A 22,759-nucleotide genomic window follows, 5' to 3' on the forward strand; every position below is an offset into this window, starting at 1 on the left:
CCACCTCCTTCCGTCATGGCCGGGCCTACTTGATCAGGTCGCCGAGGGTGCCCTGCAGGCCGGTCAGCGCCTCGTCCACCGTGCGGGTGCCGGTGATCGCGCCGTACACGGACTCCTGGACGGCCGCGGTGACGTCGCCGTACTTCACGGCCTGGGGGCGCGGCTTGGCGGCCAGGATGCCGTCCTTCAACGCGGGCAGGTAGGGATACTTCTCGATCAGCTCCGGGTCCTCGTACAACGCCGTCCTGGCGAGCGGGGAGGAGTTGCTCATGGCGAACTTCTTCTCCTGCTCGGCGCCGGTCATATAGGCGATGAAGTCCCTGGCCGTCTGCTTGTGCTTGGAGTACGACGACACCGCCATGTTGTTGCCGCCGAGCGTGCCGGAGCCGGGGCCGTCGAGTCCGGGCAGCGGGGCCACGTCGAACTTGCCCGCCACCTGGCTGGGACCGTCGGTCTTGTTGGACTGCTCGTACATATAGGCCCAGTTGCGGTAGAAGAGGAACTTGCCGCGTTCGAAGGCGTTACGGCCTTCCTCCTCCTTGTAGGTGATCGCCTCCTTGGGGATCAGCCCGTCGGCGAACCCGTCCACCAGGAAGGTCAGCGCCTCCTTGGCCTTGCCGTCGGTCAGGGACGGCTTGCCGGAACCGTCGAGCAGCGAGCCGCCGGCCGACTGCACGGCCTCCGCGAAGTTGACGGTGAGCCCTTCGTACTTGTCGTACTGGCCCGCGTAGCAGCCCATCCCCTTCTCCTTGGCGAGCGCCTTCTCGCAGGCGGCCTTCATCTCCGCCCAGGTCGTCGGGGGCTTCTCGACCAGATCCTTGCGGTAGTAGAGCAGGCCGGTGCCGGTGAGGAACGGCATCGCATACAGCTTGCCGCGGTACTTCCCCGTCTCCACGGCGGGCGGCAGGAAGGCGGGGATGTCGAGGCCGGCCTCGGGCAGCTCGTCGACCCACCGGTTGGCGGCGAACTCGGCCGTCCAGACGGCGTCCAGGACGACGACGTCCATCCCATCGGATTTGGTCTGCGCGTTCTGGATCAGCTTGCGCCGCCCCTCGTCCGCGCTCTCCGGCAGCAGCACCGAGGTGACCTTCTCCTCGGGATGCGCGGCGTTCCAGTCCGCCACCAGGATCTGGGTGGCCTCCGCGTCGAACTTGGTGGACACGAACGTGATCGGCCCGCGCCCGTCGTCGTTCTGCGCCTGCGGTCCGGGCGCTTCCGACCCGCAGGCGGCGACGAGGCCGAGCGCGGCGGTGGCCGCGACGACGGAGATGGCTCTCATGAGGTTTCCTTTCGGGGGGTCTCGCCGAGGGCGACGACGGCACCGGTGAGGCGCGACCGCTCGGCCGCCCACGCCACCGAGTGGCTGTGCAGGCTTTCCCGCGGCGCGGAGAGGATCGGCGATGGGTCGCCGCTGCGCACGGCGTCCAGGAAGGCCGTCACCAGTCCCTCGTCACCGCCGCCGTGGCCGCCGGCGGCGGAGGGCCCGCCGTCCTCCGCGATGTCGAGGACCTCGGTCTCGCCGGTCAGGAAGTCGAAGATCGACAACGTGCTGCCGTCGCCCTCGACGGAGCCGCGGGTGCCGAAGATCCGGGTCTTGCGGAAGGCCAGCTGGGTGAAGGCGGTCATGGTGAACGAGGCGGTCGTACCGCCCTCGAACTCCAGGTTGACCACCTGGTGATCGACCACGTCGTTGTCGCAGGCGTAGACGCAGCGGCCGTAGGGGCCCTCGCGCAACGCCTTGAGCACGCCCTCCTCCGTCAGGTCCGGGGTGACCACCGAGAGCGGCCAGGTCTCCCGTTCCGGATCGCCGAGGAAGGGCAGGTAGGTGCGCGGGGCGGAGTAGGCGCAGTCGGCCTCGACCGCGCAGTCGAGGCAGCGGTCGGCCGCTCCCGCCGGCCGGTTCTCCGGGCGGAAGTGCCGCAGGCCGCCGAACGAGGACGTCCGCAGCACCCTGCGGCCCACCAGGTGGTGCAGCCAGTCGAGGTCGTGACACGACTTGGCCAGCAGCATGAAGGTGGACTCGTCGGTCCGCCGCCAGTTGCCGCGCACATAGGAGTGGGCGTAGTGCCACCAGCCGACCGGCTCCAGGTGCTCGATGCTGACGATCTCGCCGATCCGCCCCGCGTCGAGGATCGCCTTGAGCGCACGGGTGTAGGGCGTGTAGCGGAGCACGTGGCACACGCCGAAGATGACGCCGGCCCGCTCGGCGGCCTCGACGATCCTGACGCAGTCGTCCTCCCGGACGGCCATCGGCTTCTCCAGCAGGATGTGGTAGCCCAGCTCGGCGAAGCGGACGGCGGGCCCGACGTGGTCGGCGTCCTGGGTGGCGATGATCACGGCGTCGGCGACGCGTGGCCGCCCGGCCAGCTCACGCCAGTCGGTGAACATCTCGGCGTCGGGGAACTCCGCCGCCGCCCGGCTCCGCCGTACGTCGTCGGGTTCCGCCATCGCCACCACGCGCGCACCACTCCGTACGGCATGGCGCGCGTAGGCACTCCCTCGCGAGCCGACACCTACGACGGCAATTGTGATCATGCGGGCGACCCTCTTTATGTAAGGCGGTTACATATATCGGTGGATGGTAGAGTGCTGACCACGGCGAGTCAATGTGGAGTGTTATGCAAAAGGGTGACGGAAACCTCCTCCGCTTGGTCAACACCCGGGCGACGCTGCGCGCCCTCCGCAGCGGCGACCAGCCGACGTTGACGCAGCTCGCGCGGGCTACCGGGCTGTCCAGGCAGACCGTGGAGGCGGTGCTCGGCGAGCTGGCGGAACAGGGGCTGGCCGAGGAGATCGCGCCGAGCGAGGGCGGGCTCGGACGGCCCGCCAGGCGCTTCAGGTTCAGAGCCGACGCCGGTTACGTGCTGGGGCTCGACGTGGGCGCGCACAAGGTGCTCGCGATGGTCGCCGACCTCGACGGCAACGTGGTCGCCACCGAGCGGGCCCCGGTGGCCGAGGACACCCCGGCGCCCGAACGGCTCGCCGCGCTGCGCCAGGTGGGAAACGACTGCGTGGCCGCGGCCGGGATCGTGCGCACCCGCCTGATGGCCGTGGCGGCGGGCACCGCAGGCATCGTCGACCGCTCGGGCAGGGTGACGTTGTCGGTGGTGCTGCCCGGCTGGACAGGGCTCGACCTCGCCGCCCAGGTCGGCCGATGGTTCGGCTGCACGGGCCTGGCCGGCAACGACGCGAACCTGGCCGCCGTGGCGGAACACTGGCGGGGCAGCGCCCGGCACGCGGACGACGTGGTCTACGTGCTCGCCGGGCACCGCCTCGGCTCCGGCATCCTCATCGGCGGTCGCCCCCACCTGGGCCGCACCGGCGCCGCCGCCGAGATCGGCACCCTGCGCCTGCTCGGCTGGGAGGACGCCGCGGTGGAGCTGACCAGGGAAGCGGCCGGCGAGACCGTCTTCGGCTCAGCCGCGCGCGGGGAGCGCGACGGGCTGCTCGCCGTCGACCGCTACGCCCGCCAGCTCGCCCAGGGCACCGCCGCCCTGGTGCTCGCCATCGACCCCGAGCTGGTGGTGGTCGGCGGCGGCTTCTCCAAGGCGGGCGACCACCTGCTCGACCCGCTCCGCGCGCACCTCGCCGCCATGTGCCTCAACGCCCCGGAGATCACCGCCTCGACCTTCGGCGACGAGAGCGTCGCCCTGGGCGCGATCCGGATGGCCCTCGACCAGGTGGAGAGCGAGATCAAACCTCTCGGCCACTAGACCGCCGTCGCCCTCTTCCCGCAAGCGGGCCACGGCAGCACGGCGCACCGCCCTCGGCCGCCGTGGCGGCTCCCGCAGACGGCCCAGACGTCACCACTCTCGGCCCATGCCGCCGACTCCCCCGGACGAGCCAGGGCGGCACGGCTCTTGTCTGCAACGGGCTCGCGGCCGTCAGGCCGCCGTCGCCATCTTCCGCAGCCGGGCCAAGGCGTCGCGCTCGATACGGCGGGCTCGGTCACGGCCGATGCCGTACTTCTCGCCCACCTCGGTCAGGGTGTGCTCGCGCCCGTCCATCAGGCCGTAACGCCAGCGGAGCATCTCGCGGACCTGCCCCTCAAGGCCGGTCAGCCAGTGGTCGAGCCGCTCACGCTCCAGCACGTCGATGGCCTGCTGCTCGGGATCGGCCCAGGTGTCGTCGGCGATCATGTCGCCCAGCTCGGTCTCGTCCTCGTCGCCCACGCCGAGCTGCAGCGAGACCGGGTCGGAGGCCCAGCGGCGCAGCTCCTTGACCCGCTCGATCGGCAGCTCCAGCACGGCGGCCAGGTCGGCGTCGGTGGGCTCCACGTCGAACTCGGCCAGCATGTCACGGCGCACCCGCATCAGCCGGGTCATCTGCTCCCCCGCGTGGGTGGGCAGCCGCACCGGGCGGGCCTGCTCGTGGATCGCGCGGCCGACCGACTGGCGGATCCACCAGGTCGCGTAGGTGGAGAACTTGTAGCCGCGCCGATAGTCGAACTTCTCCACCGCGCGGACCAGCCCCAGGTTCCCCTCCTGGACCAGGTCGATCAGCGGCATGCCCCGCCCGGAGTACTTCCGCGCGACGGCGACCACCAGCCGCAGGTTGGCCTGGATGAACTCGTCCTTCGCCCGCTGGCCCGAGATGGCCAGCCGTTCGAGCTCCTCGTCCCTGGCGTCGCCGACCCGCGGCTCCGGCAGGGCGCGGTCGAGCAGTTGCTCGGCGAAGAGGCCGGCCTCGATACGCTTGGCCAGTTCGACCTCCTCGGCCGCGGTGAGCAGTGGAACCCTGCCGATCTCAGCCAGATAGGTGCCCAGTAGGTCTCGGTCGGAGACCTGCTGGTCCTGCGTACGATTCCCCGTGGGCCTTGCCATCCCCTGGCACCTCGTTCCCGCCGCGCCCGAACGTTCCGTCCTGTCTCGACCAACGAGTGGTCCAGGGCAAAGATTCCCTCAAGGGATACGCCCACAGGACGGTTCTGGATTCCTCCTCACGGAGGATGTCCCGGCCCGCGCGGCACGCTTCACACGACCCTGACGCCCCCCTGCCACACCTGCCGCACCAGCGGAACGCCCGGCCGGTAGGCCAGGTGCGTATAGGAGGGCGCGTCCAGAACCACCAGGTCGGCGCGCGCCCCGGGACGCAGGGCCCCGACGTCGGTGCGCCGCAGCGCCCGCGCCCCGCCGACGGTCGCCGCCCTGATCGCCTCCAGCGGGGTCATCGCCATCTCCCGTACGGCGAGCGCGACGCAGAACGGCATGGACGAGGTGAACGAGGACCCCGGGTTGCAGTCGGTGGCGAGCGCGACGGTGACCCCCGCGTCGATGAGGCGACGCGCGTCGGGGTACGGCGAGCGAGTGGAGAACTCGGCGCCGGGCAGCAGGGTCGCGACGACCCCCGAGCCGGCCAGCGCCTCGACGTCGGCGGCGCTCAGGTGTGTGCAGTGGTCGGCGGAGGCCGCGCCCAGCTCGCACGCGATCGACACGCCGGGACCCTCGCCGAGCTGCCCCGCGTGCACCCGCGCCCCGAGCCCCGCCGCGATCCCCGCGGCCAGGATCTCCCTGGTCTGGTCGCCGTCGAACGCCCCCCGCTCGCAGAACACGTCGATCCACCTGGCGTACGGCGCGCAGGCGTCGAGCATCGGCCCGGTCACCTCGCGCACGTAGTCGTCGGCGGAGAGCCCGGGCGGCACCACGTGGGCGCCGAGATAGGTGGTCTCGCCGGTGAAGGCGGCGGCGATCTCCAGCGAGCGCCGCTCGTCCTCGATGGTCAGCCCGTAGCCGCTCTTGATCTCCACGGTGGTGGTCCCCTGGTCGAGCATCTCCGCGACCAGCGACGCCGTCCTGCCCGCGAGTTCCCCGCCGGTCGCCTGCCGGGTGGCGGCGACCGTCGTGCGGATGCCCCCTGCGGAGTAGGGCACGCCGGACATCCGGGCGGTGAACTCCTCGGTCCGGTCACCGGCGAAGACCAGGTGCGCGTGGCTGTCGACGAACCCGGGGATCACGCAGCCGCCCTCGACGTCGACCCGCTCGTCGGCGTCGGGCGCCCGGTCGGACGGGCCGGTCCACAGCACCTCGCCGTCCGCCACGACGAGCGCGGCGTCCCGCAGCTCCTCGGCGGCGGGGTCGCCGGTATAGAGGAGACCGATCCCCTCGAACAGCACCGAGGTCATGAGATCTCCTTGATCGCCGCGCCCAGCAGGGCTCCCACGTCGCCGAGCACATGACGGCCCTCGGCGACGATCCGGTGGCCGCCCGACACCACGGAGTGCACGTCGCCGCTCGTCGCGGCGAAGACGACCGCCTCGGCCGCCGTCGCCGGGGTGGCGCCCGCCGTACGGACGGAGTCGAGGCGCACCGACACCAGGTCGGCCCAGGCGCCCGGCACCAGCATGCCCGCGTCGGGGAAACCGAGTGAGGCGTGGCCCGCGACCGTGGCGGCCTGGAGCAGTTCGGGGGCGCTCCAGTGGCCGCGGAGTTCGGTTTCGAGGCGTTCGTTCAGTTCCACGGCGCGTGCCTCCTCGAAGAGGTCGATGACCGCGTGGCTGTCCGAGCCGAGTGTGATCGGCGAGCCCTCGTCGTGCATCGCCCGGGCCGGGCCGATCCCGTCGGCGAGGTCGCGTTCGGTAGTGGGGCACATGCACACGTGGGTGCCCGACCGGCCGAGCAGGGTGCGGTCGACGTCCGACACGTGGGTCGCGTGCACGGCGGTGGAGCGGGGGCCGAGCGCGCCGCGTTCGTGCAGCACCTGGACCGGGCTCGCCGCGTACATCTCCACGCACGCGGCGTTCTCCGCCCGCTGCTCGGAGACGTGCGCGTGCAGCGGCACCGCGTGCAGGTGCGAGAACTCGGCGACGACCTGCATCTGCTCGGGCGGCACCGCGCGCACCGAGTGGATCGCGGCGCCGACCTGCACGTCGTCCTCCCCCGCGTACCCTCCGGTCAGCGCCTCGGCCCTGACCGCCCACCGCTCCGCGTCCCCGTCGCCGAAACGCCGCTGCGGACCGTTCAGCGGGGTGCCCATCCCGCCCGCCAGATAACAGGTGTCGAGCAGCGAGATCCGCAGCCCCGCCTCCCGCGCGGCCCGCACCAGCGCGTGCCCCATCGCGTTCGGCTCGTCGTACGGCACGCCGCCGGGCCCGTGGTGCAGATAGTGGAACTCACCTACGCAGGTGACGCCCGCCAGGGCCATCTCGGCGTAGGTCGCCCTCGCCAGCGCCAGATAGCGGTCCGGGTCGAGCGCCTCCGCCGCGCCGTACATCTGTTCGCGCCAGGTCCAGAAGCTGCCCTTCGCCGTCTGCGTCGTGCCGCGCAGGGCCCGGTGGAAGGCGTGCGAGTGCGCGTTGGCGAGCCCTGGCAGGGTCAGGCCCGCCAGCCGTACGGCTCCCGCGGGCGGTTCGCCCGTCCCCGGCAGCACCTCGGCGATCCTGCGCCCGTCCACCTTGACCAGCACCCCCTGGACGACCTGCCCCGGCGGCAACCAGGCGAGTTCACACCAGAACGTCACGTGCACAGCTCCTCCAGGACGTCGGCGAGTGCGGCGACGCCGGCGTGGCAGTCGGCAGGCTCGGCGTGTTCCTCCGGCGAGTGGGAGATTCCCGTCGGATTGCGAACGAACACCATCGCCGCGGGCACCCCCGCCGCCGCCAGCACTCCCGCGTCATGCCCCGCCCCCGTCCCCAGCACCGGCACCTCCGCGCCGTGCGCCACCGGCACCCCGGCACCGTGCCCCGTTCCCGGCACCGGCACTCCCGCACCATGCGCCGCCGTCCCCGGCAGCGCCGGGCCCGCTCCACTCGTCGGCGTCGGCGACGCCGCGCCGCGCCCGGCCGCACGGGCGACGCGGGCCAGCAGGGCGGGGTCGAAGTCGACGGCCGGGGTCCACGACTCGCAGGAGACCCGAGCCCCCGCCGTCACCTCCCCGACCAGTTCCCGGACGGCCTCCTCGGTACGCCCCCGCGCGTCGAGCCAGGCGGAGACGAGCCCGGGGATCGCGTTGGCGCTGCCCGGCGAGACCCGGACCTTCCCCACGGTGGCCACGACTCCGAGCCGCTCGGCGGCCTCCCGCGCGGCGAGCACGGTCCTGGCCAGTGCGAGCATCGGGTCGTCGCGGTCCGCCAGCGCCGTGGTGCCCGCGTGGTCGGCCCGTCCGTGGAAGTCGAGCCGCCAGCGGCCGTGCGGCCAGATCGTGCTGCCCACCCCCACCGGCGCGTCCAGGTGCACCAGCGCCCGCCCCTGCTCGACATGGAGTTCGACGAACACCCCTATCTGCCGCAGCGTCTCCTCGTCACGCCCCAGCGAGCCGGGCTCCCGGCCCGCCCGGGTGAGCGCATCGGCCAGTGTGCCCCCGTCGTCGTCGGTGAGCCCTCTGGCCCGGTCCGGATCGAGCACGCCGGTCAGCAGCCGGGACCCGACGCACGGCACGCCGAACCTGGCCCCCTCCTCGTCGGTGAAGCACACGACCCCGACCGGGCGCGCGGGCCGTACCTCTCGTTCGCGGAGCAGGTCGAGGGCGGCGAACGCCGACACGACGCCGAGCGGTCCGTCGTACGCCCCGCCCTGCCGCACGGAGTCGAGATGGCTTCCGGTGACCACGCCCGGTTCCCGCGACGGATCACCCCACCACGCCCACAGGTTCCCGTTGCGGTCGGCCCGCAGGTCGAGGCCCCGCCGTACGGCCTCCTGCGCGAACCACTCCCGCATGTCGAGATCGGCCCCGGACCAGGCGTCCCGCGCGTACCCGCCGCGTGGATCACGCCCGACCGAGGAGATCGCCGCCCACATCCCATCGAACGCACTCATCCCCCCACCCTACTGAATGGTTCCATTCAGGCTAGAATTATGTACATGACAGTGCTTCCCGTGGCCGAGGCCCGGCAGAACCTCTCCAAGTTGATCGACTCCGCCGTCGGCACGCACGAACGGTTCGAGATCACGCGCAACGGCGTTCCCGCCGCCGTCCTGTTGTCGGCCGACGACTACGAGGCGATGCGGGAGACGATCGAGATCCTCGCCGACTCGGAACTCCTGACGGCGATCCGCGAAGGGCTGGCCGACCTCGAATCCGGGAACACCTTCTCCCAGGACCAGGTCGCGAAGGCCATGCGCCAGGCAGGCAGGCTGTGAGCGAGCGCCACACCTTGACCCTCACCGCCCGCGCCAAACGCGACCTCTGTGAGCGCCTGCCGGAGAAGGTGGCGGCGGCCGCCTGGGAGTTCATCACCGGGGCGTTGCTGGACAACCCCCGCCGCGTCGGCAAACCGCTCGATGCGCCACTCGCCCCGCAGTGGAGCGCCCGGCGGGGCGACTACCGGGTCCTGTACCTGATCGACGACGGCACGGTCATCGTCAAGGTGATCACGGTCCAGCACCGGGCGGACGTCTACCGGTCCCACTGAACGCCGTCTTCCTCGCACCGAGTTGACATGCCATGCAAATTTGAATACAAATTTGTATATGTCATCAACGCGCATGCTGATTCTCGGCGTTCTCCTCGACGGCCCCCTGCACGGCTACGAGGTACGGCGGCGGCTGGAGCTGTGGGGAGCCGACAGCTGGGCGAACGTGGCCTACGGGTCGATCTACCACGGGCTGGCCAAGATGGCCGACGAGGGCCTGCTGGTCGTCGTCGAAGGCGGCAAGGGCGGGAAGACGGTCTACGAGATCACCGAGGACGGGCGGTTCGAGTTCCACCGCCAGCTGATGCAGGCGTGGTACGAAGTCCGGCCGATCGTCGACCCGTTCCAGGTCGCGATGACCTTCATGGACCGGATCAACCGCCCCGACCTGCTGAACGCGATGCGCGGCAGGGCCGAACAACTCCAGGTGACGCTGTCGATGATGGAGCGCGCGATCGGCGGCAAGCAGGGCTTCGGCGCGCCCCGGCACATCGACGAGAACCTCAAACTGACCACCACGCAGCTCGCCGCCCAGCTCGCCTGGCTCCAGGACGCCATCCCCAAGGTCGAGCGGGAAGACCTGCCGTGACCAGCCCCAGCACCCCCCGAGACGGAGACCAAGTGATCATTGAAGCCCATGGGCTGAAGAAGACGTTCACCAGCAGGAGCCGGAAGGGCCCCAAGACCGTGGAGGCGGTCAAGGGCGTCGATCTGTCCGTCGAGAGCGGCGAGATCTTCGGCGTGCTCGGGCCCAACGGCGCGGGCAAGACGACCACCGTCAGGATGCTCGCCACCCTCATCCCGCCGACCGCCGGCACCGCCCTGATCGCCGGGTACGACGTGACCGGGCAGCCGGCCAAGGTCAGGGAGAACATCGGCTACGTCGGCCAGGCCGGCGGGGTGGACGAGAACGCCCCGGGCCGCGAGGGCCTGGTCCTGGCCGCCAGGATCGGCGGCATGTCACGCAGGCAGGCGCAGGCCAGGAGTGAGGAGCTGATGGCCGCCTTCAGCCTGACCGACCTCGCCGACCGCCCGATCAGGACCCTCTCCGGCGGCCAGAAACGCCGGTTCGCGCTGGCCGTCGGCCTGGTCAACCGGCCCCCGCTGTTCTTCCTCGACGAGCCGACCACCGGGCTGGACCCGCAGAACCGGGCCAACCTGTGGGACGAGGTGCGCGACCTTCGCCGGCAGGGCACCAGCATCCTGCTGACCACCCACTACCTGGAGGAGGCCGACGCGCTGTGCGACCGGCTGGTCATCATCGACCACGGCCTGGTCGTCACCGAGGGCAGCCCCGGCGAACTCAAGAAGGAGGTCGCCGGCGACGTCGTCACCCTCAGACTCGGCGACGACGCGCGGATCGGGCAGGAACTGCTCGCCGCCCAGCCGTACATCAAGGAGGTCCAGCCGGAGGAGGACACGTTGCGCGCGTACCTCGACGACGGCGAGCACAACCTCCCGCTCCTGCTGCGCGCCCTCACGGAGCGCGGCCTCTCCCTCAAGTCGATCTCCCTGGACCGGGCCACGCTCGACGACGTCTTCCTCCGCCACACCGGCCGCTCCCTCCGCGACGCGGCGTGACCGACTGACCCTAAGGACCCCCCATGCTCCGTCAGACGACGCTGTTCCTCGGCTACGAGCTCAGGAACACCCTGCGCAACCCGATCTGGCCGCTGTTCGGCCTCCTGCAACCGGTGCTCTACCTGCTGCTGTTCGCCCCGCTGGTCGCCAACACCGCCGCCGGCGGCAGCCAGGCCGACACGCTGCTGCAGTTCACGCCCGGCGTGATGATGATGATCGCCCTCTTCGGCTCGCTGTTCGTCGGCTTCGGCATGATCAGCGAGATCCGCAACGGCTACCTCGAACGGCTCGCCGTCAGCCAGACCTGGCGCCCGGCCATCGTGCTGGGCCGTACCCTCCGCGACATGATCGTGCTGGTCGTCCAGGCACTGCTGCTGGTCGCCCTGGCCTGGGCGATGGGCCTGCGGGCGAGCGTTCCCGGGCTCGCGCTGATGCTGCTGCTGATGGCCGCGACCGGCCTGCTGGCCTCCGGCCTGTCGTACGGCATGGCCCTCGCGCTGCGGGACGAGAACGGTATGTCGCAGATCATGCAGTTCTTCGCGCTGCCGCTGATCCTGCTCACCGGAATCATGCTGCCGATGTCGCTCGCCCCCGACTGGATGCAGGCGATCGCCCAGTTCAACCCGCTCTACCACGCGGTCGAGGCGGGACGCGCGCTGTTCGCCGGCGACTTCTCCAACGGCTCGATCCCGCTGGCGTTCGCCCTCACCCTGGCCCTGGGCGCGCTCACCATGGCCTGGTCGGTCTCCTCGATGCGAAAACTGGCCGGCTAACCGTCGTAGAAGACGCCGACCTCGTCGGCCATCCGCTCGTGCTCCTCCAGCCTGGCCTGGGTCCGCAGCGGCGCCGCGTCGGCCATCGCCTCCACCAGCACCATGGCGAGGGCGAGCGGCGCGGCGTGGGAGTCGAAGACGAGCCGGTCGCCGACCGGGGCGTCGAGCACCACCTCGGCGGGGAACGGCACGCCGGGCCTGTCGGTGATCGTCGCGATCCGCAGGCCCAGCTTGTCGGCGTACTCCAGGGCGTGCACGATCTCCGCCGGATAACGCGGCAGCGCCACGGCGAGCAGCCACTCGGCGCCCGCCCGCCGCGCGGCGTGCAGCCCGTCGGCCAGCTCGGACCCGCCGTGGACGAACAGCCGGACGTCGGGGTGGATCCGCCTGGCGTAGTAGGCGAAGGTCGTGGCCAGCCCGGCGGAGACCCGGAGGCCGAGCACCGGCAGCGGCTCCGAGGCGGCGAGCGCACCGCCCAGCTCCTCGACCTCGGCCGTGAGCCCGGTCTCCGAACCACGGCCGAGCAGGCGGTCACGCACTCCGGCGAGGTTGCGCAGTTCCGCGTCCACCGCCTCGCCCAGCCGGCCTTCGGCGGGCGCCCCCGGCTCCCCCTGCGCGGCCCCGCCGAGCACCATCGGGCGCAGGGCGTGCCGCAGATCGGGATACCCGGCGAAGCCGAGCACCATCGCGAACCTGGTCACCGACGGCTGGCTGACCCCCGCGCGCTCGGCCAGCTCCACGCTGGACAGGAAGATCGCCTCAGCCAGGTGCTCGCCGAGGTACTGGGCGATCCGCCGCTGCACGGGCGACAACCGCCTGCCGTCCAGTAGTCCCTTGAGTCCCTTGAGTCCCTCGGCCACATCCTGCTCCAACGCCTCCGGCACCGACGGGCATTCCGCCGCCTGTCACGACTCCCGCATCGGCACCCGCACACCACGCTCCGCCGCCACCTCGGAGGCCTCCTCGTAACCGGCGTCGACGTGCCGGATGACGCCCATCCCCGGATCGTTCGTCAAAACCCGGGCCAGCTTCTCGCCGGCCAGCCTGGTCCCGTCGGCGACGGTCACCTGGCCCGCGTGGATCGAACGCCCGATGCCCACTCCCCCGCCGTGGTGGATCGAGACCCACGACGCGCCGGAGGCCACGTTGACCATCGCGTTGAGCAGCGGCCAGTCGGCGATCGCGTCGGACCCGTCGGCCATCCCCTCGGTCTCCCGGTACGGCGAGGCCACCGAACCGCAGTCGAGGTGGTCGCGGCCGATGACGATCGGGGCCTGCAACTCGCCCGAGGCCACCATGTCGTTGAACCGCTCACCGGCCAGGTGCCGCTCGCCGTACCCGAGCCAGCAGATGCGCGCGGGCAGTCCCTGGAAGTGGACCTTCTCCTGCGCCAGGCGGATCCACCTGTTCAGCGGCTCGTTGCGGGGGAACAGGTCGAGGATGGCGCGGTCGGTGGCGGCGATGTCCTCGGCGGCGCCGGACAGCGCGGCCCACCGGAACGGGCCCCTTCCCTCGCAGAACAGCGGGCGGATGTAGGCGGGCACGAAGCCGGGGAAGTCGAAGGCGCGGGTGTAGCCGGCGAGTTGGGCCTCGCCCCTGATGGAGTTGCCGTAGTCGAAGACCTCGGCCCCCGCGTCCTGGAAGCCGACCATCGCCTCGACGTGCCGGGCCATCGACTCGCGGGCCCGGGTGGTGAAGCCGGCCGGGTCCTTCTCCCGCTCGGCGGCCATGTCCGCGAAGGCGACGCCGAGGGGGAGGTACATCAGCGGGTCGTGCGCGCTGGTCTGGTCGGTGACGATGTCGATCTCGGCCCCGGCGGCCAGCAGTTCGGGCAGCACCTGGGCCGCGTTGCCCTCGACCCCGATCGACAGCGGACGGCGGGCGTCCCGCGCCTCCCGCGCCAGCCGGAGCGCCTCGCTGAGGGATCCGGCCCGCACGTCGAGGTAGCCGTGCTCGATCCGCCGCTCGATCGAACGCGGGTCGCAGTCGACGCAGATCGCCACGCCGCCGTTCATCGTCACGGCCAGCGGCTGCGCGCCGCCCATGCCGCCGAGCCCGGCGGTCAGGGTGATGGTGCCGGCCAGATCGCCGTCGTACCGCTTGGCGGCGACGGCGGCGAAGGTCTCGTACGTGCCCTGCAGGATGCCCTGGGTGCCGATGTAGATCCACGAACCGGCGGTCATCTGGCCGTACATGGTGAGCCCGGCGGACTCCAGACGGCGGAACTCCTCCCAGTTCGCCCAGTCGGGCACCAGGTTGGAGTTGGCGATCAGCACCCGGGGCGCCCACTCGTGGGTGCGCATCACGCCGACGGGCCGCCCCGACTGCACCAGCAGCGTCTCGTCGCCCTCCAGACTGGTCAGCGAGCGGACGATCGCGTCGAAGGACGGCCAGTCGCGGGCGGCCTTGCCGGATCCGCCGTAGACGACGAGTTGCTCGGGGTGCTCGGCCACCTCGGGATCCAGGTTGTTCTGGATCATCCGGAGCGCGGCCTCCTGCGGCCAGCCCTTGGCGGTGAGCGTGGTTCCCCGTGGCGCGCGCACGGTCCGGCTGCTGGGCATGATCGACGACCTCCCCATCGCTGAATGGATGTATTCATTGAACCGTACCTCGGGAGGAGGCATCTCCGATGGGCCCCCATCGGAGATGCCCCTCACGGCCGTCGGCCCCGGGCGCACGCCCCGGAACACGGCCCCCCTTTTCACGGTGCGAAGGAGAGGCTTCGCAACCCGGCACGTTCCCGGTTTACCGCACAGCCAACCACCCGCTCTTCCTCATACTTTGTGCTGAGGAGCCCCCTACTTAGCAACGAAATCTCAAGCCGGTGGAACGCGATCTACCTCGGGAGTCGTTGGAGAGACCGTGGACACCCCTACACCGCCGAAGACTCCCTGGCGACTCCTGTTAACGCACATCAAGCCGCAGAAGTGGATGCTGGTCGCCGGTGGCCTGCTCGGTTTCACCGGTGGCATGGCGGGCCTGGCCGAGCCGCTCGTCGCCAAGTCGGTGATCGACGCCTTCGGCACCGGCGCGTCGCTGACCGGGCCCATCGTGACCCTCACCATCCTGGTGCTGGCGGGCGCCACGATCTCGGCCGCGGGGATGTACGTCCTTGAGCGGACCGCCGAGAGCATCGTGCTCAGCGCACGGCTCAGGCTGGTGGGCAGGATGCTGCGGCTGCGCGTCCCCGACGTGGACCGGCTCAAGCCCGGCGACCTGATCTCCCGGGTGACCGCCGACACGACCCTGCTCCGCGCGGTCTGCACCAGCGGCGTCACCAACGCGATCTCCGCGGCGTTCATGCTGATCGGCTGCATCGTGCTGATGGCGGTGATGGACCCGGTGCTGCTCGGCGTGACGCTCGGCGTGCTCGTCATGATCGGCCTGATCACCATGTTCGTGATGCCGCGCATCGGCAGGGCCACCGCGCAGGCCCAGGAGGCGCTGGGCGAGATGGGCGCCACCCTCGACCGCTCGCTGCAGGCGTTCCGCACGGTCAAGGCCGCCGGTGCCGAGGCCCGTGAGACGGCCGCGGTGCGGACGGCCGCCGAGCGCGCGTGGCGGCGTGGCGTCACGGCCGCCGGCTGGAGCTCCATCGCCGGGACCTCCACCTGGCTGGGCGTCCAGCTCTCCTTCCTCGCCGTGCTCGGGGTGGGCGGCGTGCGGGTGGCCTCCGGCGCTCTCGAGGTCTCCTCGCTGATCGCCTTCCTGCTCTACCTCTTCTATCTGACCGGCCCGATCGCGATGCTGGTCGAGGGCGCCACCCAGCTCCAGACGGGCCTGGCCGCCGTCAAGCGGATGCGCGAGGTCGAGGACCTCGACGTCGAGCCGTCGGCCCCGGCCGAGGGCGTCGCCGCCGGCGATACGGCGCCGGCCGGGATCGTGTTCGACGATGTGCGCTTCGCCTACGACGAGGACCGCGCCCCCGCGCTGAACGGCGTCTCCTTCGAGGTCTCCGCCGGCGGCATGACCGCCCTGGTCGGCCCGTCGGGCGCGGGCAAGTCCACGATCTTCGCGCTGCTCGAGCGTTTCTACGAGCCGTCGTCGGGGGCCATCCGGCTAGACGGCGCCGATCTGCGCGACCTGCCGATGACGGAGCTGCGCGGCGCGTTCGGCTACGTGGAGCAGGACTCCCCCGTGCTCGCGGGGACCCTGCGGGAGAACCTCACCTTCGGCGCGCCCCACGCCACCGAGGAGGAGATCATCGAGGTGCTCGGCCGTACGCAGCTCAGTGATCTGGTCGCGCGGCTGCCCGAGGGCCTGGACACGCAGGTGGGGCATCGCGGCCAGATGCTGTCCGGCGGTGAGCGGCAGCGGGTGGCGATCGCCAGGGCGTTGCTGCGCCGTCCGCGCCTGCTGCTGCTCGACGAGGCGACCTCACAGCTCGACGCGGTGAACGAGCTGCGCCTGCGCGACGTGATCACGGAGGTGGCCGGCATCACGACCGTGCTGGTGATCGCGCACCGGCTGTCCACCGTGACCAGCGCGGAGCGCATCGTGGTCCTGGAGGCGGGCCGGGTCAGGGCGGCCGGCACACACGCCGAGCTGGTGGCCGACGACGACCTCTACCGCGAGCTGGCCACCACCCAGTTCGTGACGGGAACGGCGGCGATGGGGGCGGCGGCCGCGGGCTGACCGGTCAGCGGCGTCCCCGGCGGAAGTCCCTGGCCATGTCGGTGATCCTGGCCTTGGTCCTGAGCAGGCGGGCCTCGGCCTCGTCGGTCCGGCCCTCGGCGGCCAGCCTGCGGTCTCCGGTGCGCCTGCCCAGTCCCTGCTTGATCCGGGCCTTCAGCTCGCGAAGCCGTAGCCTCTCCACAACGCCCATGATGTTCTCCTCTCACCTTGAGGCACTTAAGCTCCCCGGCAAATCGGACAGGAAACGCGCCAGTTGACGGGGGGTGGGTGGGGAGCCTAACGTTTAGACCATCGGAAAGCGCTTTCCACTAGGGGTGAGAATGACGACACGGACCCTGGGCGTCGTGCTGAACGGCGTCACCGGGCGAATGGGATATCGCCAGCACCTTGTGCGGTCGGTATTGGCGATCAACGAGCAGGGCGGCGTGACCCTGGGGAGCGGGGAGCGGGTCCTGATCGACCCGGTTCTCGTCGGCAGGAACGAGGGCAGACTCGCCGACATCGCCACCCGGCACGGGCTCACCAAGTGGACCACCGACCTCGACGCCGCGCTGTCCGATCCGGGCTGCGAGATCTACTTCGACTCCCAGGTCACCTCCGCGCGGGTGCCCGCCGTACTGGCGGCCATCGCCGCGGGCAAGCACATCTACACCGAGAAGCCCACCGCGGAGACACTGGCCGACGCCCTGATGCTCGCGGAGAAGGCCACGGCGGCGGGCGTGAAGCACGGCGTGGTGCAGGACAAGCTGTTCCTGCCGGGGTTGCGGAAGCTGAAGCGGCTGATCGACGGCGGGTTCTTCGGCAGGATCCTGTCGGTGCGCGGGGAGTTCGGCTACTGGGTGTTCGAGGGAGACTGGCAGCCCGCCCAGCGCCCGTCGTGGAACTACCGGAGCGAGGACGGCGGCGGGATCGTGCTCGACATGTTCCCGCACTGGACCTATGTCATGGAGAACCTGTTCGGCCCGGTCGAGGCCGTCACCGCCAGGGCCGTCACCCACCTGCCCCAGCGCTGGGACGAGAACGGCCAGGAGTACAAGGCGACCGCCGACGACGCCGCCTACGGGATCTTCGAGCTGGCCGACGGGATCATCGCGCAGATCAACTCCTCCTGGGACGTCAGGGTCAACCGGGACGAGCTGGTGGAGTTCCAGGTCGACGGCACCGAGGGAAGCGCCGTCGCGGGGCTGCGCCGATGCCGGATCCAGCACCGGTCGGCCACCCCCAAGCCCGTCTGGAACCCCGATCTCCCGGCCACCGAGAGCTTCCGGGACCAGTGGCAGGAGGTGCCCGACAACGAGGAGTTCGACAACGGCTTCAAGGTGCAGTGGGAGCTGTTCGTCCGCCACGTGCTGGAGGACGGGCCGTTCCCCCACGACCTCGCCTCCGGAGCGCGCGGCGTGCAGGTCGCCGAACTCGGTCTGCGCTCCTCCGCCGAGGGCCGCCGCCTCGAGGTGCCGCCGCTGTGATCCTCCTTCCCACCATCGACGGGCGGCTGGAGCCGTACACCCAGCGTGAACCGGTGGCCTGGCGCAGGCCGAACCTGGCGCTGCGCGGCCGGATCGCCTACGCGGCCGCGCACGTCGTCGCGGACCCGCTCGGCGACAACACCCCCGGGCGGCCCGCCGTGGTCGACTGGGAGACCACGATGCGGTTCAGACGGCACCTGTGGTCGTACGGCCTGCGGGTCGCCGACGCGATGGACACCGCGCAGCGGAACATGGGTCTCGACTGGGCGGCCACCGGCGAGCTGATCAGGCGCAGCGCCGCCGAGGCCAAGGACTTCGGCGACCCGGCCGAGCTGCTCGCCTGCGGCGCGGGCACCGACCACGCCCCCGGCGCGGCGACCCTCGCGGCGGTGACCGCCGCCTACGAGGAACAGGCCGAGCTGGTCGAGGACACGGGCGCGGGAGTCATCCTGATGGCCAGCCGCCAGCTCGCCGCCATCGCACGCGGCCCCGACGACTACCACCAGGTGTACGGCAGGCTCCTCGAACAGGCGCGCCGCCCGGTGATCCTGCACTGGCTGGGCGAGATGTTCGATCCCCAGCTGGCCGGCTACTGGGGCTCCGCGGACGTGGCTGAGGCGACGGACGCCTTCCTCACCCTGATCCGTGCGCACGCGGACAAGATCGACGGGGTGAAGGTCTCGCTGCTGGACGCCGCGCACGAGGTCGGGCTGCGCGCCGCGCTGCCGGACGGCGTCAAGCTCTACACGGGCGACGACTTCAACTATCCCGAGCTGATCAGAAGCGGCAGCCACGCGCTGCTCGGCATCTTCGACGCGATCGCGCCCGCCGCCTCCGCCGCGCTCACCGCGCTGGACGACGGCGACCTGGGGGGCTACGAGGCGGCGTTCGGCCCGACGGTGCCGCTGTCCCGGCACATCTTTCAGACACCGACCTACCACTACAAGACGGGCATCGTGTTCCTCGCCTGGCTGGCCGGGCACCAGGACGCGTTCATCATGGTCAACGGGGCGCAGAACGCGCGTTCCGTCCCGCACCTGGCCGAGACCTTCCGCCTGGCCGACATCGCCGGGCTGCTCCCCGACCCCGAACTGGCCGCCGCCCGGATGACCGCGCTGCTCACCACCGCGGGAGTGACATGAACCGGATCGGCCCGCACGTGAACCGGACGGACACACCCACCACGGAGGTGACTCGGTGAACCGGCTGTCGCTGAACCAGTGGACGACCAGGCGGTGGAGCCTGGCGGACGCGGTCGAGGGGTGCGTGCGGCACGAGATCCCGGCGATCGGCGTCTGGCGGCAGCAGCTCCACGAGTGCGGCCTCGACCGCGCGGTGAAGCTCGTCGCCGACAGCGGCCTGCGGGTCTCCTCGTTGTGCAGGGGCGGCTTCCTGACCGAGGGCACCGCGCTCGACGACAACCGGCGCGCAATCGACGAGGCGGCGGAACTGGGCGCGCCCTGCCTGGTCATGGTGGTGGGCGGGCTCCCGGGCGTGCCGGCGGGAGAGACCCCCGCAGCGGGCTTCTCCCGCGACCTGCCGGCCGCCCGCGAGCGGGTCGCCGAGGCGCTCGCCGTACTGGCCCCGTACGCGGGTGAGCGTGGCGTGCGGCTGGCGCTGGAACCCCTGCACCCGATGTACTGCGCGGACCGGGCCGTGATCTCCACGCTCGGTCAGGCGGTCGACCTGGCCGAGGCGTTCCCCGTTGAGCAGGTGGGCGTGGTCGTGGACACCTTCCATGTCTGGTGGGATCCCCAGGTCTTCGAGCAGATCGCCCGCGCGGGCCGGCGGATCGCGTCCTACCAGGTGTGCGACTGGCTCCAGCCGCTTCCCGCCGACGTGCTGCTCGGTCGCGGCATGATGGGCGACGGCGTGATCGACTTCGGACCGCTGACCGCCGCCGTCGAGGCCGCGGGCTACCGGGGCGACATCGAGGTCGAGATCTTCAACGCCGACATCTGGGCCGCCGACCCCGACGAGGTCCTCACCACGATGAAGGACCGTTACCGCACCTTGGTCCGCTAGCTCCTCGCAGGGAGTGGCACGACCCGCGATCGGCGTCCCACCGGCAGGACCGTCACCCCCGGAACGCGGGGTCGTCCTCGCTGGACGGGTGGGACGCCGTTCGCCTCACCCGATCCGCTGCAGCGCCTTCTCGCGGCGCTCGGCCACGCTGGAACCCGACTCCCGGCGGGCCATCCGGCGCAGCACGATCGGCGCCATGATCAGGCCGAGCACGGCCCAGGCGCCCAGTACCCCGACGGTCTCCAGGTGCCGCCAGGATTCGCCGATCTCGACGGCGACCGCACCGTCGGGCAGCAGAGCTGAACGCATGCCGAGGCCGAGCCAGTAGATCGGGAACACCTGGGCGATCCATTGCACCCACTCCGGCAGCACCGTGATCGGGTAGAAGATCCCGGAGATCGCGATCATCCCGAGCATCGGCAGCGTGAGCAGTCCCTGGCTGCGCACGCTGACGAACACCGATCCCAGCACCGCGCCGATCGGCAGGGTCGCCACCAGCCCCAGCAGCAGCACCCAGATCAGGGTCAGCCAGGAGCCCGGATCGCCGATCGCGAGGCCGGAGATGATGAGCATGCCGGGGACCAGAAAGATCGCGAGGTCGACGATCAGGCCGCCGGACACCGAGATGATCTTGCCGAGCAGGTAGCCCGTCATTCCGTTCGGTGTCGCCTTCGCCCGCAGCAGGGTCCCGTCCTCACGGTCGGCGGTGAGCTGCTGGCTCATGGCGACCATGGACATCGCGGCGTTCATGCCGAGGATGCTCGGCAGGACCAGGGTGCCGAGCGCGAATCCGCTCTGCCCGAAGGACGCGTCGCGCATGAGGAACACGGTGATCAGCATCAGCACGGGCCAGAAGAAGTGGTTGAACAGATCCCCGCCGTTGGTGAGGGACTGCCGCAGCTCGATCACGCCGCGGGACCAGCCCGCGCGCCACGCCATCGTGGTCGGATTCATCGGGCCACCTCTTCCCTGCTCGCTTCCGCCGCCAGGTCTTCCCCGCTCGCTTCCGCCGCCGTGTTCGCGCCGGTTTCGGCCCGGTGGACCAGGGAGAGGTAGGTGTCCTCCAGCGAGGCCCGGCGGACCTCCAGGTTCTCGATCGCCTCGCCGTACCGCTGGAACAGCTCGCGGACGAACCGGGTCGACTCGGTGGTCGACACCCGGAAGAGCTGCCCGTCTCGGCTCCAGCGCACCTCGTCCCCGCCGGCGATCTGCCGGGCGAGCTCGGCCGCCGTGCCGTCCGCGATGATCCGTCCCCCGTCGAGGACCATGATGCGGTCGGCGAGCTTCTCGGCTTCGGTCAGATCGTGGGTGGTGAGCAGGATCGTGGTGTCGCCCTCGTCGGCGAGGCCCTGGACGAGTTCGTGGAAGCCACGCCGGGCCACCGGGTCGAGCCCGGCGGTGGGCTCGTCGAGGAACACCAGTTCGGGACGGCCCACGAGGCCGATCGCCACGTCCAACCGGCGCCGCTGCCCGCCGGAGAGCATCCTGACCTTCTTGTCCGTCTGCTCGGTCAGGCCGACCGCGGCGACGAGGTGATCCGCGTCCCACGGCCGTTTGATCGACTCGGTGGAGTAGGCGGCGTAGTACCGGCCGAGGTGCTCCAGCAGCTCGCGGACCCGCCATTTGCCATGGTCACGCCAGGACTGCAGGACGATCCCGACCTTCGCCCGCCACTGCTCGTCGCCGTGGGCCGGGTCGGTGCCGAGCACCTCGACCCGGCCCGCCGAGCGCATCCGGAAACCCTCCATGATCTCGATCGTGGTGGTCTTTCCCGCGCCGTTCGGCCCGAGCAGGCACAGCACTTCTCCCTGGTGCGCCCGAAAGCTCACATCGTGCAGGACATCGGTCGTGCCGTAGCGCATGCGCAGGCCGCCGACATCGACCACGACTTCGCTCGTCGTCATCGTTTCTCCTTGAGCGTGGATACCCCCGCCTTCAGGCGGGGGAGGAAACGCGGCACAGAGCCGCGGCGGATACGAACAAACAAGCGACTCCCAGGTGATCGTCTCGGTAGGGTCGGGGTGTGGCGCAGCTGGTGAAGCGGGCCTACCGGTACCGCTTCTATCCGACCCCCGAGCAGGCTTCGCAGCTGGTGCGGACGTTCGGCTGTGTCCGCCTGGTGTACAACAAGGCGTTGGAGGAGCGGACCCGCGCCCACGCCGAGGAGGGCAGGGGGGTCTCCTACGCGGAGTCTTCGGCCGCGTTGACCGGCTGGAAGCGGAGCGAGGAGTTCGGTTTCCTGCGGGAGGTGTCGTGTGTCCCGTTGCAGCAGGCGTTGCGGCACTTGCAGACGGCGTTCGGCAACTTCTTCGCGAAACGGGCCAAATACCCGGTGTTCAAGTCGCGTCGCCGGTCGCGGTCCTCGGCGGAGTACACCCGCTCGGCGTTCACCTACCGCGACGGGCAGCTCACCCTGGCGAAGATGGACGCGCCGCTGAACGTCGTGTGGTCGCGGCCGTTGCCGGCGGGGGCGGAGCCGTCCACGGTGACGGTGTCGAGGGACGCGGCCGGTCGCTGGTTCGTGTCCCTCCTGGTCCAGGAGGCCATCGCGCCGCTGCCCCCGGCGCAGGGCGAGGTGGGGGTGGATGCCGGGATCAGCGCGCTGGTCACGTTGTCCACCGGGGAGGTGGTCCCCAACCCGGGGTTCGAGCGTGCCGATCGGCGCAGGCTGGCCCGGGCGCAGCGGGCGCTGGCCCGTAAGGCGAAAGGGTCGGCGAACCGGGGGAAGGCCAGGCTGGTGGTGGCCCGGGTGCATGCGCGGATCACCGACCGCCGTCGGGATCATCTGCACAAGGTGAGTACTCGGCTCGTCCGTGAGAACCAAACGGTCGTGATCGAGGATCTGGCGGTGCGGAACATGGTGAAGAACCACCAGCTGGCTCGCGCGATCTCGGATGCGGGCTGGCGGGAGTTGCGGTCGATGCTGGAGTACA

The 22,759-nt window shown here is 71.1% G+C and carries 22 protein-coding genes; 11 read left to right on the forward strand and 11 right to left on the reverse strand.

All coding sequences use genetic code 11. From position 1 onward, the window contains the following. Positions 1-25 precede the first annotated feature (25 nt). Together MBA17_RS38260 and MBA17_RS38265 are read right to left on the reverse strand one after the other, a co-directional pair. Positions 26-1,279: an ABC transporter substrate-binding protein gene (locus MBA17_RS38260; RefSeq protein WP_238502507.1), complete on the reverse strand. Its 1,254-nt coding sequence runs from the start codon at positions 1,277-1,279 to the stop codon at positions 26-28. Beyond that, entirely contained in the window at positions 1,276-2,535 is a 1,260-nt protein-coding gene (locus tag MBA17_RS38265; protein WP_238502508.1) for a Gfo/Idh/MocA family protein, read from the reverse strand. Before MBA17_RS38265 ends, MBA17_RS38260 begins: the two co-directional genes overlap by 4 nt. A 113-nt stretch (positions 2,536-2,648) precedes the next feature. Between MBA17_RS38265 and MBA17_RS38270 the strand changes: the two genes are divergently transcribed. Then, positions 2,649-3,713, forward strand: coding sequence for an ROK family transcriptional regulator (locus tag MBA17_RS38270; protein WP_238502509.1), 1,065 nt, complete (start codon positions 2,649-2,651; stop codon positions 3,711-3,713). 171 nt (positions 3,714-3,884) lie between these two features. Here MBA17_RS38270 and MBA17_RS38275 read toward each other — a convergent pair whose 3' ends face one another. The 4 genes from MBA17_RS38275 to MBA17_RS38290 all read right to left on the reverse strand — a co-directional run bounded on the left by MBA17_RS38275 (position 3,885) and on the right by MBA17_RS38290 (position 8,750). Then, positions 3,885-4,823, reverse strand: coding sequence for a sigma-70 family RNA polymerase sigma factor (locus MBA17_RS38275; RefSeq protein ID WP_238502510.1), 939 nt, complete (start codon positions 4,821-4,823; stop codon positions 3,885-3,887). Between the two features lie 149 nt (positions 4,824-4,972). Continuing rightward, positions 4,973-6,121 carry an imidazolonepropionase gene (hutI, locus tag MBA17_RS38280; RefSeq protein WP_238502512.1) on the reverse strand — a complete coding sequence of 383 codons (1,149 nt, stop codon included), beginning with the start codon at positions 6,119-6,121 and terminating at the stop codon, positions 4,973-4,975. Continuing rightward, the gene (locus MBA17_RS38285; RefSeq protein ID WP_238502514.1) at positions 6,118-7,461 is read right to left on the reverse strand and encodes a formimidoylglutamate deiminase; all 1,344 of its coding nucleotides are present in this window, start codon (positions 7,459-7,461) and stop codon (positions 6,118-6,120) included. Before MBA17_RS38285 ends, hutI begins: the two co-directional genes overlap by 4 nt. Then, on the reverse strand, positions 7,452-8,750 hold the full coding sequence (locus MBA17_RS38290; protein WP_238502515.1) for an allantoate amidohydrolase: 1,299 nt from the start codon (positions 8,748-8,750) through the stop codon (positions 7,452-7,454). Before MBA17_RS38290 ends, MBA17_RS38285 begins: the two co-directional genes overlap by 10 nt. Positions 8,751-8,795: 45 nt before the next feature. Here MBA17_RS38290 and MBA17_RS38295 point away from each other — a divergent pair, with 45 nt between their 5' ends. From MBA17_RS38295 to MBA17_RS38315, 5 genes are all read left to right on the forward strand, one after another. Next, positions 8,796-9,074, forward strand: a complete 279-nt coding sequence (locus MBA17_RS38295; RefSeq protein WP_238502516.1) for a type II toxin-antitoxin system Phd/YefM family antitoxin — start codon at positions 8,796-8,798, stop codon at positions 9,072-9,074. Further along, entirely contained in the window at positions 9,071-9,346 is a 276-nt protein-coding gene (locus tag MBA17_RS38300; protein WP_238502517.1) for a type II toxin-antitoxin system RelE family toxin, read from the forward strand. The genes MBA17_RS38295 and MBA17_RS38300 overlap by 4 nt, the downstream gene beginning before the upstream one ends. Positions 9,347-9,419: 73 nt before the next feature. Continuing rightward, the gene (locus tag MBA17_RS38305) at positions 9,420-9,935 is read left to right on the forward strand and encodes a PadR family transcriptional regulator (RefSeq protein WP_238502518.1); all 516 of its coding nucleotides are present in this window, start codon (positions 9,420-9,422) and stop codon (positions 9,933-9,935) included. 32 nt (positions 9,936-9,967) lie between these two features. Then, positions 9,968-10,927: an ATP-binding cassette domain-containing protein gene (locus MBA17_RS38310; protein ID WP_238502519.1), complete on the forward strand. Its 960-nt coding sequence runs from the start codon at positions 9,968-9,970 to the stop codon at positions 10,925-10,927. A 23-nt stretch (positions 10,928-10,950) separates the two neighbouring features. Then, positions 10,951-11,700, forward strand: a complete 750-nt coding sequence (locus tag MBA17_RS38315) for an ABC transporter permease (protein WP_238502520.1) — start codon at positions 10,951-10,953, stop codon at positions 11,698-11,700. Here the strand turns inward: MBA17_RS38315 and MBA17_RS38320 are convergent. Both MBA17_RS38320 and hutU read right to left on the reverse strand, forming a co-directional pair. Continuing rightward, on the reverse strand, positions 11,697-12,584 hold the full coding sequence (locus MBA17_RS38320) for a MurR/RpiR family transcriptional regulator (RefSeq protein ID WP_238502521.1): 888 nt from the start codon (positions 12,582-12,584) through the stop codon (positions 11,697-11,699). The two genes, MBA17_RS38315 and MBA17_RS38320, sit on opposite strands and share 4 nt — an antisense overlap. Before the next feature lie 21 nt (positions 12,585-12,605). Further along, complete coding sequence (hutU, locus tag MBA17_RS38325; protein ID WP_238502522.1) at positions 12,606-14,261, reverse strand: urocanate hydratase; 1,656 nt, start codon at positions 14,259-14,261, stop codon at positions 12,606-12,608. Positions 14,262-14,631: 370 nt separating this feature from the next. On the opposite strand from hutU, the gene MBA17_RS38330 reads away from it, so the two are divergent. Then, entirely contained in the window at positions 14,632-16,335 is a 1,704-nt protein-coding gene (locus MBA17_RS38330; RefSeq protein ID WP_274386618.1) for an ABC transporter ATP-binding protein, read from the forward strand. A gap of 4 nt (positions 16,336-16,339) precedes the next feature. On the opposite strand, the gene MBA17_RS38335 is transcribed toward MBA17_RS38330, so the two are convergent. Then, entirely contained in the window at positions 16,340-16,525 is a 186-nt protein-coding gene (locus tag MBA17_RS38335; RefSeq protein ID WP_238502524.1) for a CsbD family protein, read from the reverse strand. A 130-nt stretch (positions 16,526-16,655) separates the two neighbouring features. Here MBA17_RS38335 and MBA17_RS38340 point away from each other — a divergent pair, with 130 nt between their 5' ends. The 3 genes from MBA17_RS38340 to MBA17_RS38350 are packed head-to-tail and all read left to right on the forward strand — an operon-like array spanning position 16,656 to position 19,826. Further along, complete coding sequence (locus tag MBA17_RS38340; protein ID WP_238502525.1) at positions 16,656-17,801, forward strand: Gfo/Idh/MocA family protein; 1,146 nt, start codon at positions 16,656-16,658, stop codon at positions 17,799-17,801. Then, positions 17,798-18,943 (forward strand): dihydrodipicolinate synthase family protein, encoded by a 1,146-nt coding sequence (locus MBA17_RS38345; protein WP_238502526.1) that lies wholly within the window; start codon positions 17,798-17,800, stop codon positions 18,941-18,943. The genes MBA17_RS38340 and MBA17_RS38345 overlap by 4 nt, the downstream gene beginning before the upstream one ends. Positions 18,944-18,998: 55 nt before the next feature. Continuing rightward, complete coding sequence (locus MBA17_RS38350) at positions 18,999-19,826, forward strand: sugar phosphate isomerase/epimerase family protein (protein WP_238502528.1); 828 nt, start codon at positions 18,999-19,001, stop codon at positions 19,824-19,826. Positions 19,827-19,931: 105 nt separating this feature from the next. On the opposite strand, the gene MBA17_RS38355 is transcribed toward MBA17_RS38350, so the two are convergent. Together MBA17_RS38355 and MBA17_RS38360 are read right to left on the reverse strand one after the other, a co-directional pair. Then, positions 19,932-20,780, reverse strand: a complete 849-nt coding sequence (locus MBA17_RS38355; RefSeq protein WP_238502530.1) for an ABC transporter permease — start codon at positions 20,778-20,780, stop codon at positions 19,932-19,934. Next, a complete protein-coding gene (locus MBA17_RS38360) occupies positions 20,777-21,730 on the reverse strand; it encodes an ABC transporter ATP-binding protein (RefSeq protein WP_238502532.1) in 954 nt (317 codons plus the stop codon). Before MBA17_RS38360 ends, MBA17_RS38355 begins: the two co-directional genes overlap by 4 nt. Positions 21,731-21,849: 119 nt before the next feature. On the opposite strand from MBA17_RS38360, the gene MBA17_RS38365 reads away from it, so the two are divergent. After that, positions 21,850-22,759, forward strand: a 910-nt coding sequence (locus MBA17_RS38365; RefSeq protein ID WP_238502534.1) for an RNA-guided endonuclease InsQ/TnpB family protein, incomplete at its 3' end; no start/stop codon positions are given.

This window comes from Dolomitihabitans soli, from assembly GCF_022213955.1.
GTDB lineage: Bacteria > Actinomycetota > Actinomycetes > Streptosporangiales > Streptosporangiaceae > Streptosporangium_A > Streptosporangium_A soli.

Bases quoted from the DNA above. Each gene is read 5' to 3' on its own strand.
- MBA17_RS38260 (WP_238502507.1), bottom strand. From the start codon at position 1,279: ATGAGAGCCATCTCCGTCGTCGCGGCCACCGCCGCGCTCGGCCTCGTC.
- MBA17_RS38265 (WP_238502508.1), bottom strand. From the start codon at position 2,535: ATGATCACAATTGCCGTCGTAGGTGTCGGCTCGCGAGGGAGTGCCTAC.
- MBA17_RS38275 (WP_238502510.1), bottom strand. From the start codon at position 4,823: ATGGCAAGGCCCACGGGGAATCGTACGCAGGACCAGCAGGTCTCCGAC.
- hutI (WP_238502512.1), bottom strand. From the start codon at position 6,121: ATGACCTCGGTGCTGTTCGAGGGGATCGGTCTCCTCTATACCGGCGAC.
- MBA17_RS38290 (WP_238502515.1), bottom strand. From the start codon at position 8,750: ATGAGTGCGTTCGATGGGATGTGGGCGGCGATCTCCTCGGTCGGGCGT.
- MBA17_RS38295 (WP_238502516.1), top strand. From the start codon at position 8,796: ATGACAGTGCTTCCCGTGGCCGAGGCCCGGCAGAACCTCTCCAAGTTG.
- MBA17_RS38305 (WP_238502518.1), top strand. From the start codon at position 9,420: ATGCTGATTCTCGGCGTTCTCCTCGACGGCCCCCTGCACGGCTACGAG.
- MBA17_RS38315 (WP_238502520.1), top strand. From the start codon at position 10,951: ATGCTCCGTCAGACGACGCTGTTCCTCGGCTACGAGCTCAGGAACACC.
- hutU (WP_238502522.1), bottom strand. From the start codon at position 14,261: ATGCCCAGCAGCCGGACCGTGCGCGCGCCACGGGGAACCACGCTCACC.
- MBA17_RS38330 (WP_274386618.1), top strand. From the start codon at position 14,632: ATGCTGGTCGCCGGTGGCCTGCTCGGTTTCACCGGTGGCATGGCGGGC.
- MBA17_RS38335 (WP_238502524.1), bottom strand. From the start codon at position 16,525: ATGGGCGTTGTGGAGAGGCTACGGCTTCGCGAGCTGAAGGCCCGGATC.
- MBA17_RS38340 (WP_238502525.1), top strand. From the start codon at position 16,656: ATGACGACACGGACCCTGGGCGTCGTGCTGAACGGCGTCACCGGGCGA.
- MBA17_RS38355 (WP_238502530.1), bottom strand. From the start codon at position 20,780: ATGAATCCGACCACGATGGCGTGGCGCGCGGGCTGGTCCCGCGGCGTG.
- MBA17_RS38360 (WP_238502532.1), bottom strand. From the start codon at position 21,730: ATGACGACGAGCGAAGTCGTGGTCGATGTCGGCGGCCTGCGCATGCGC.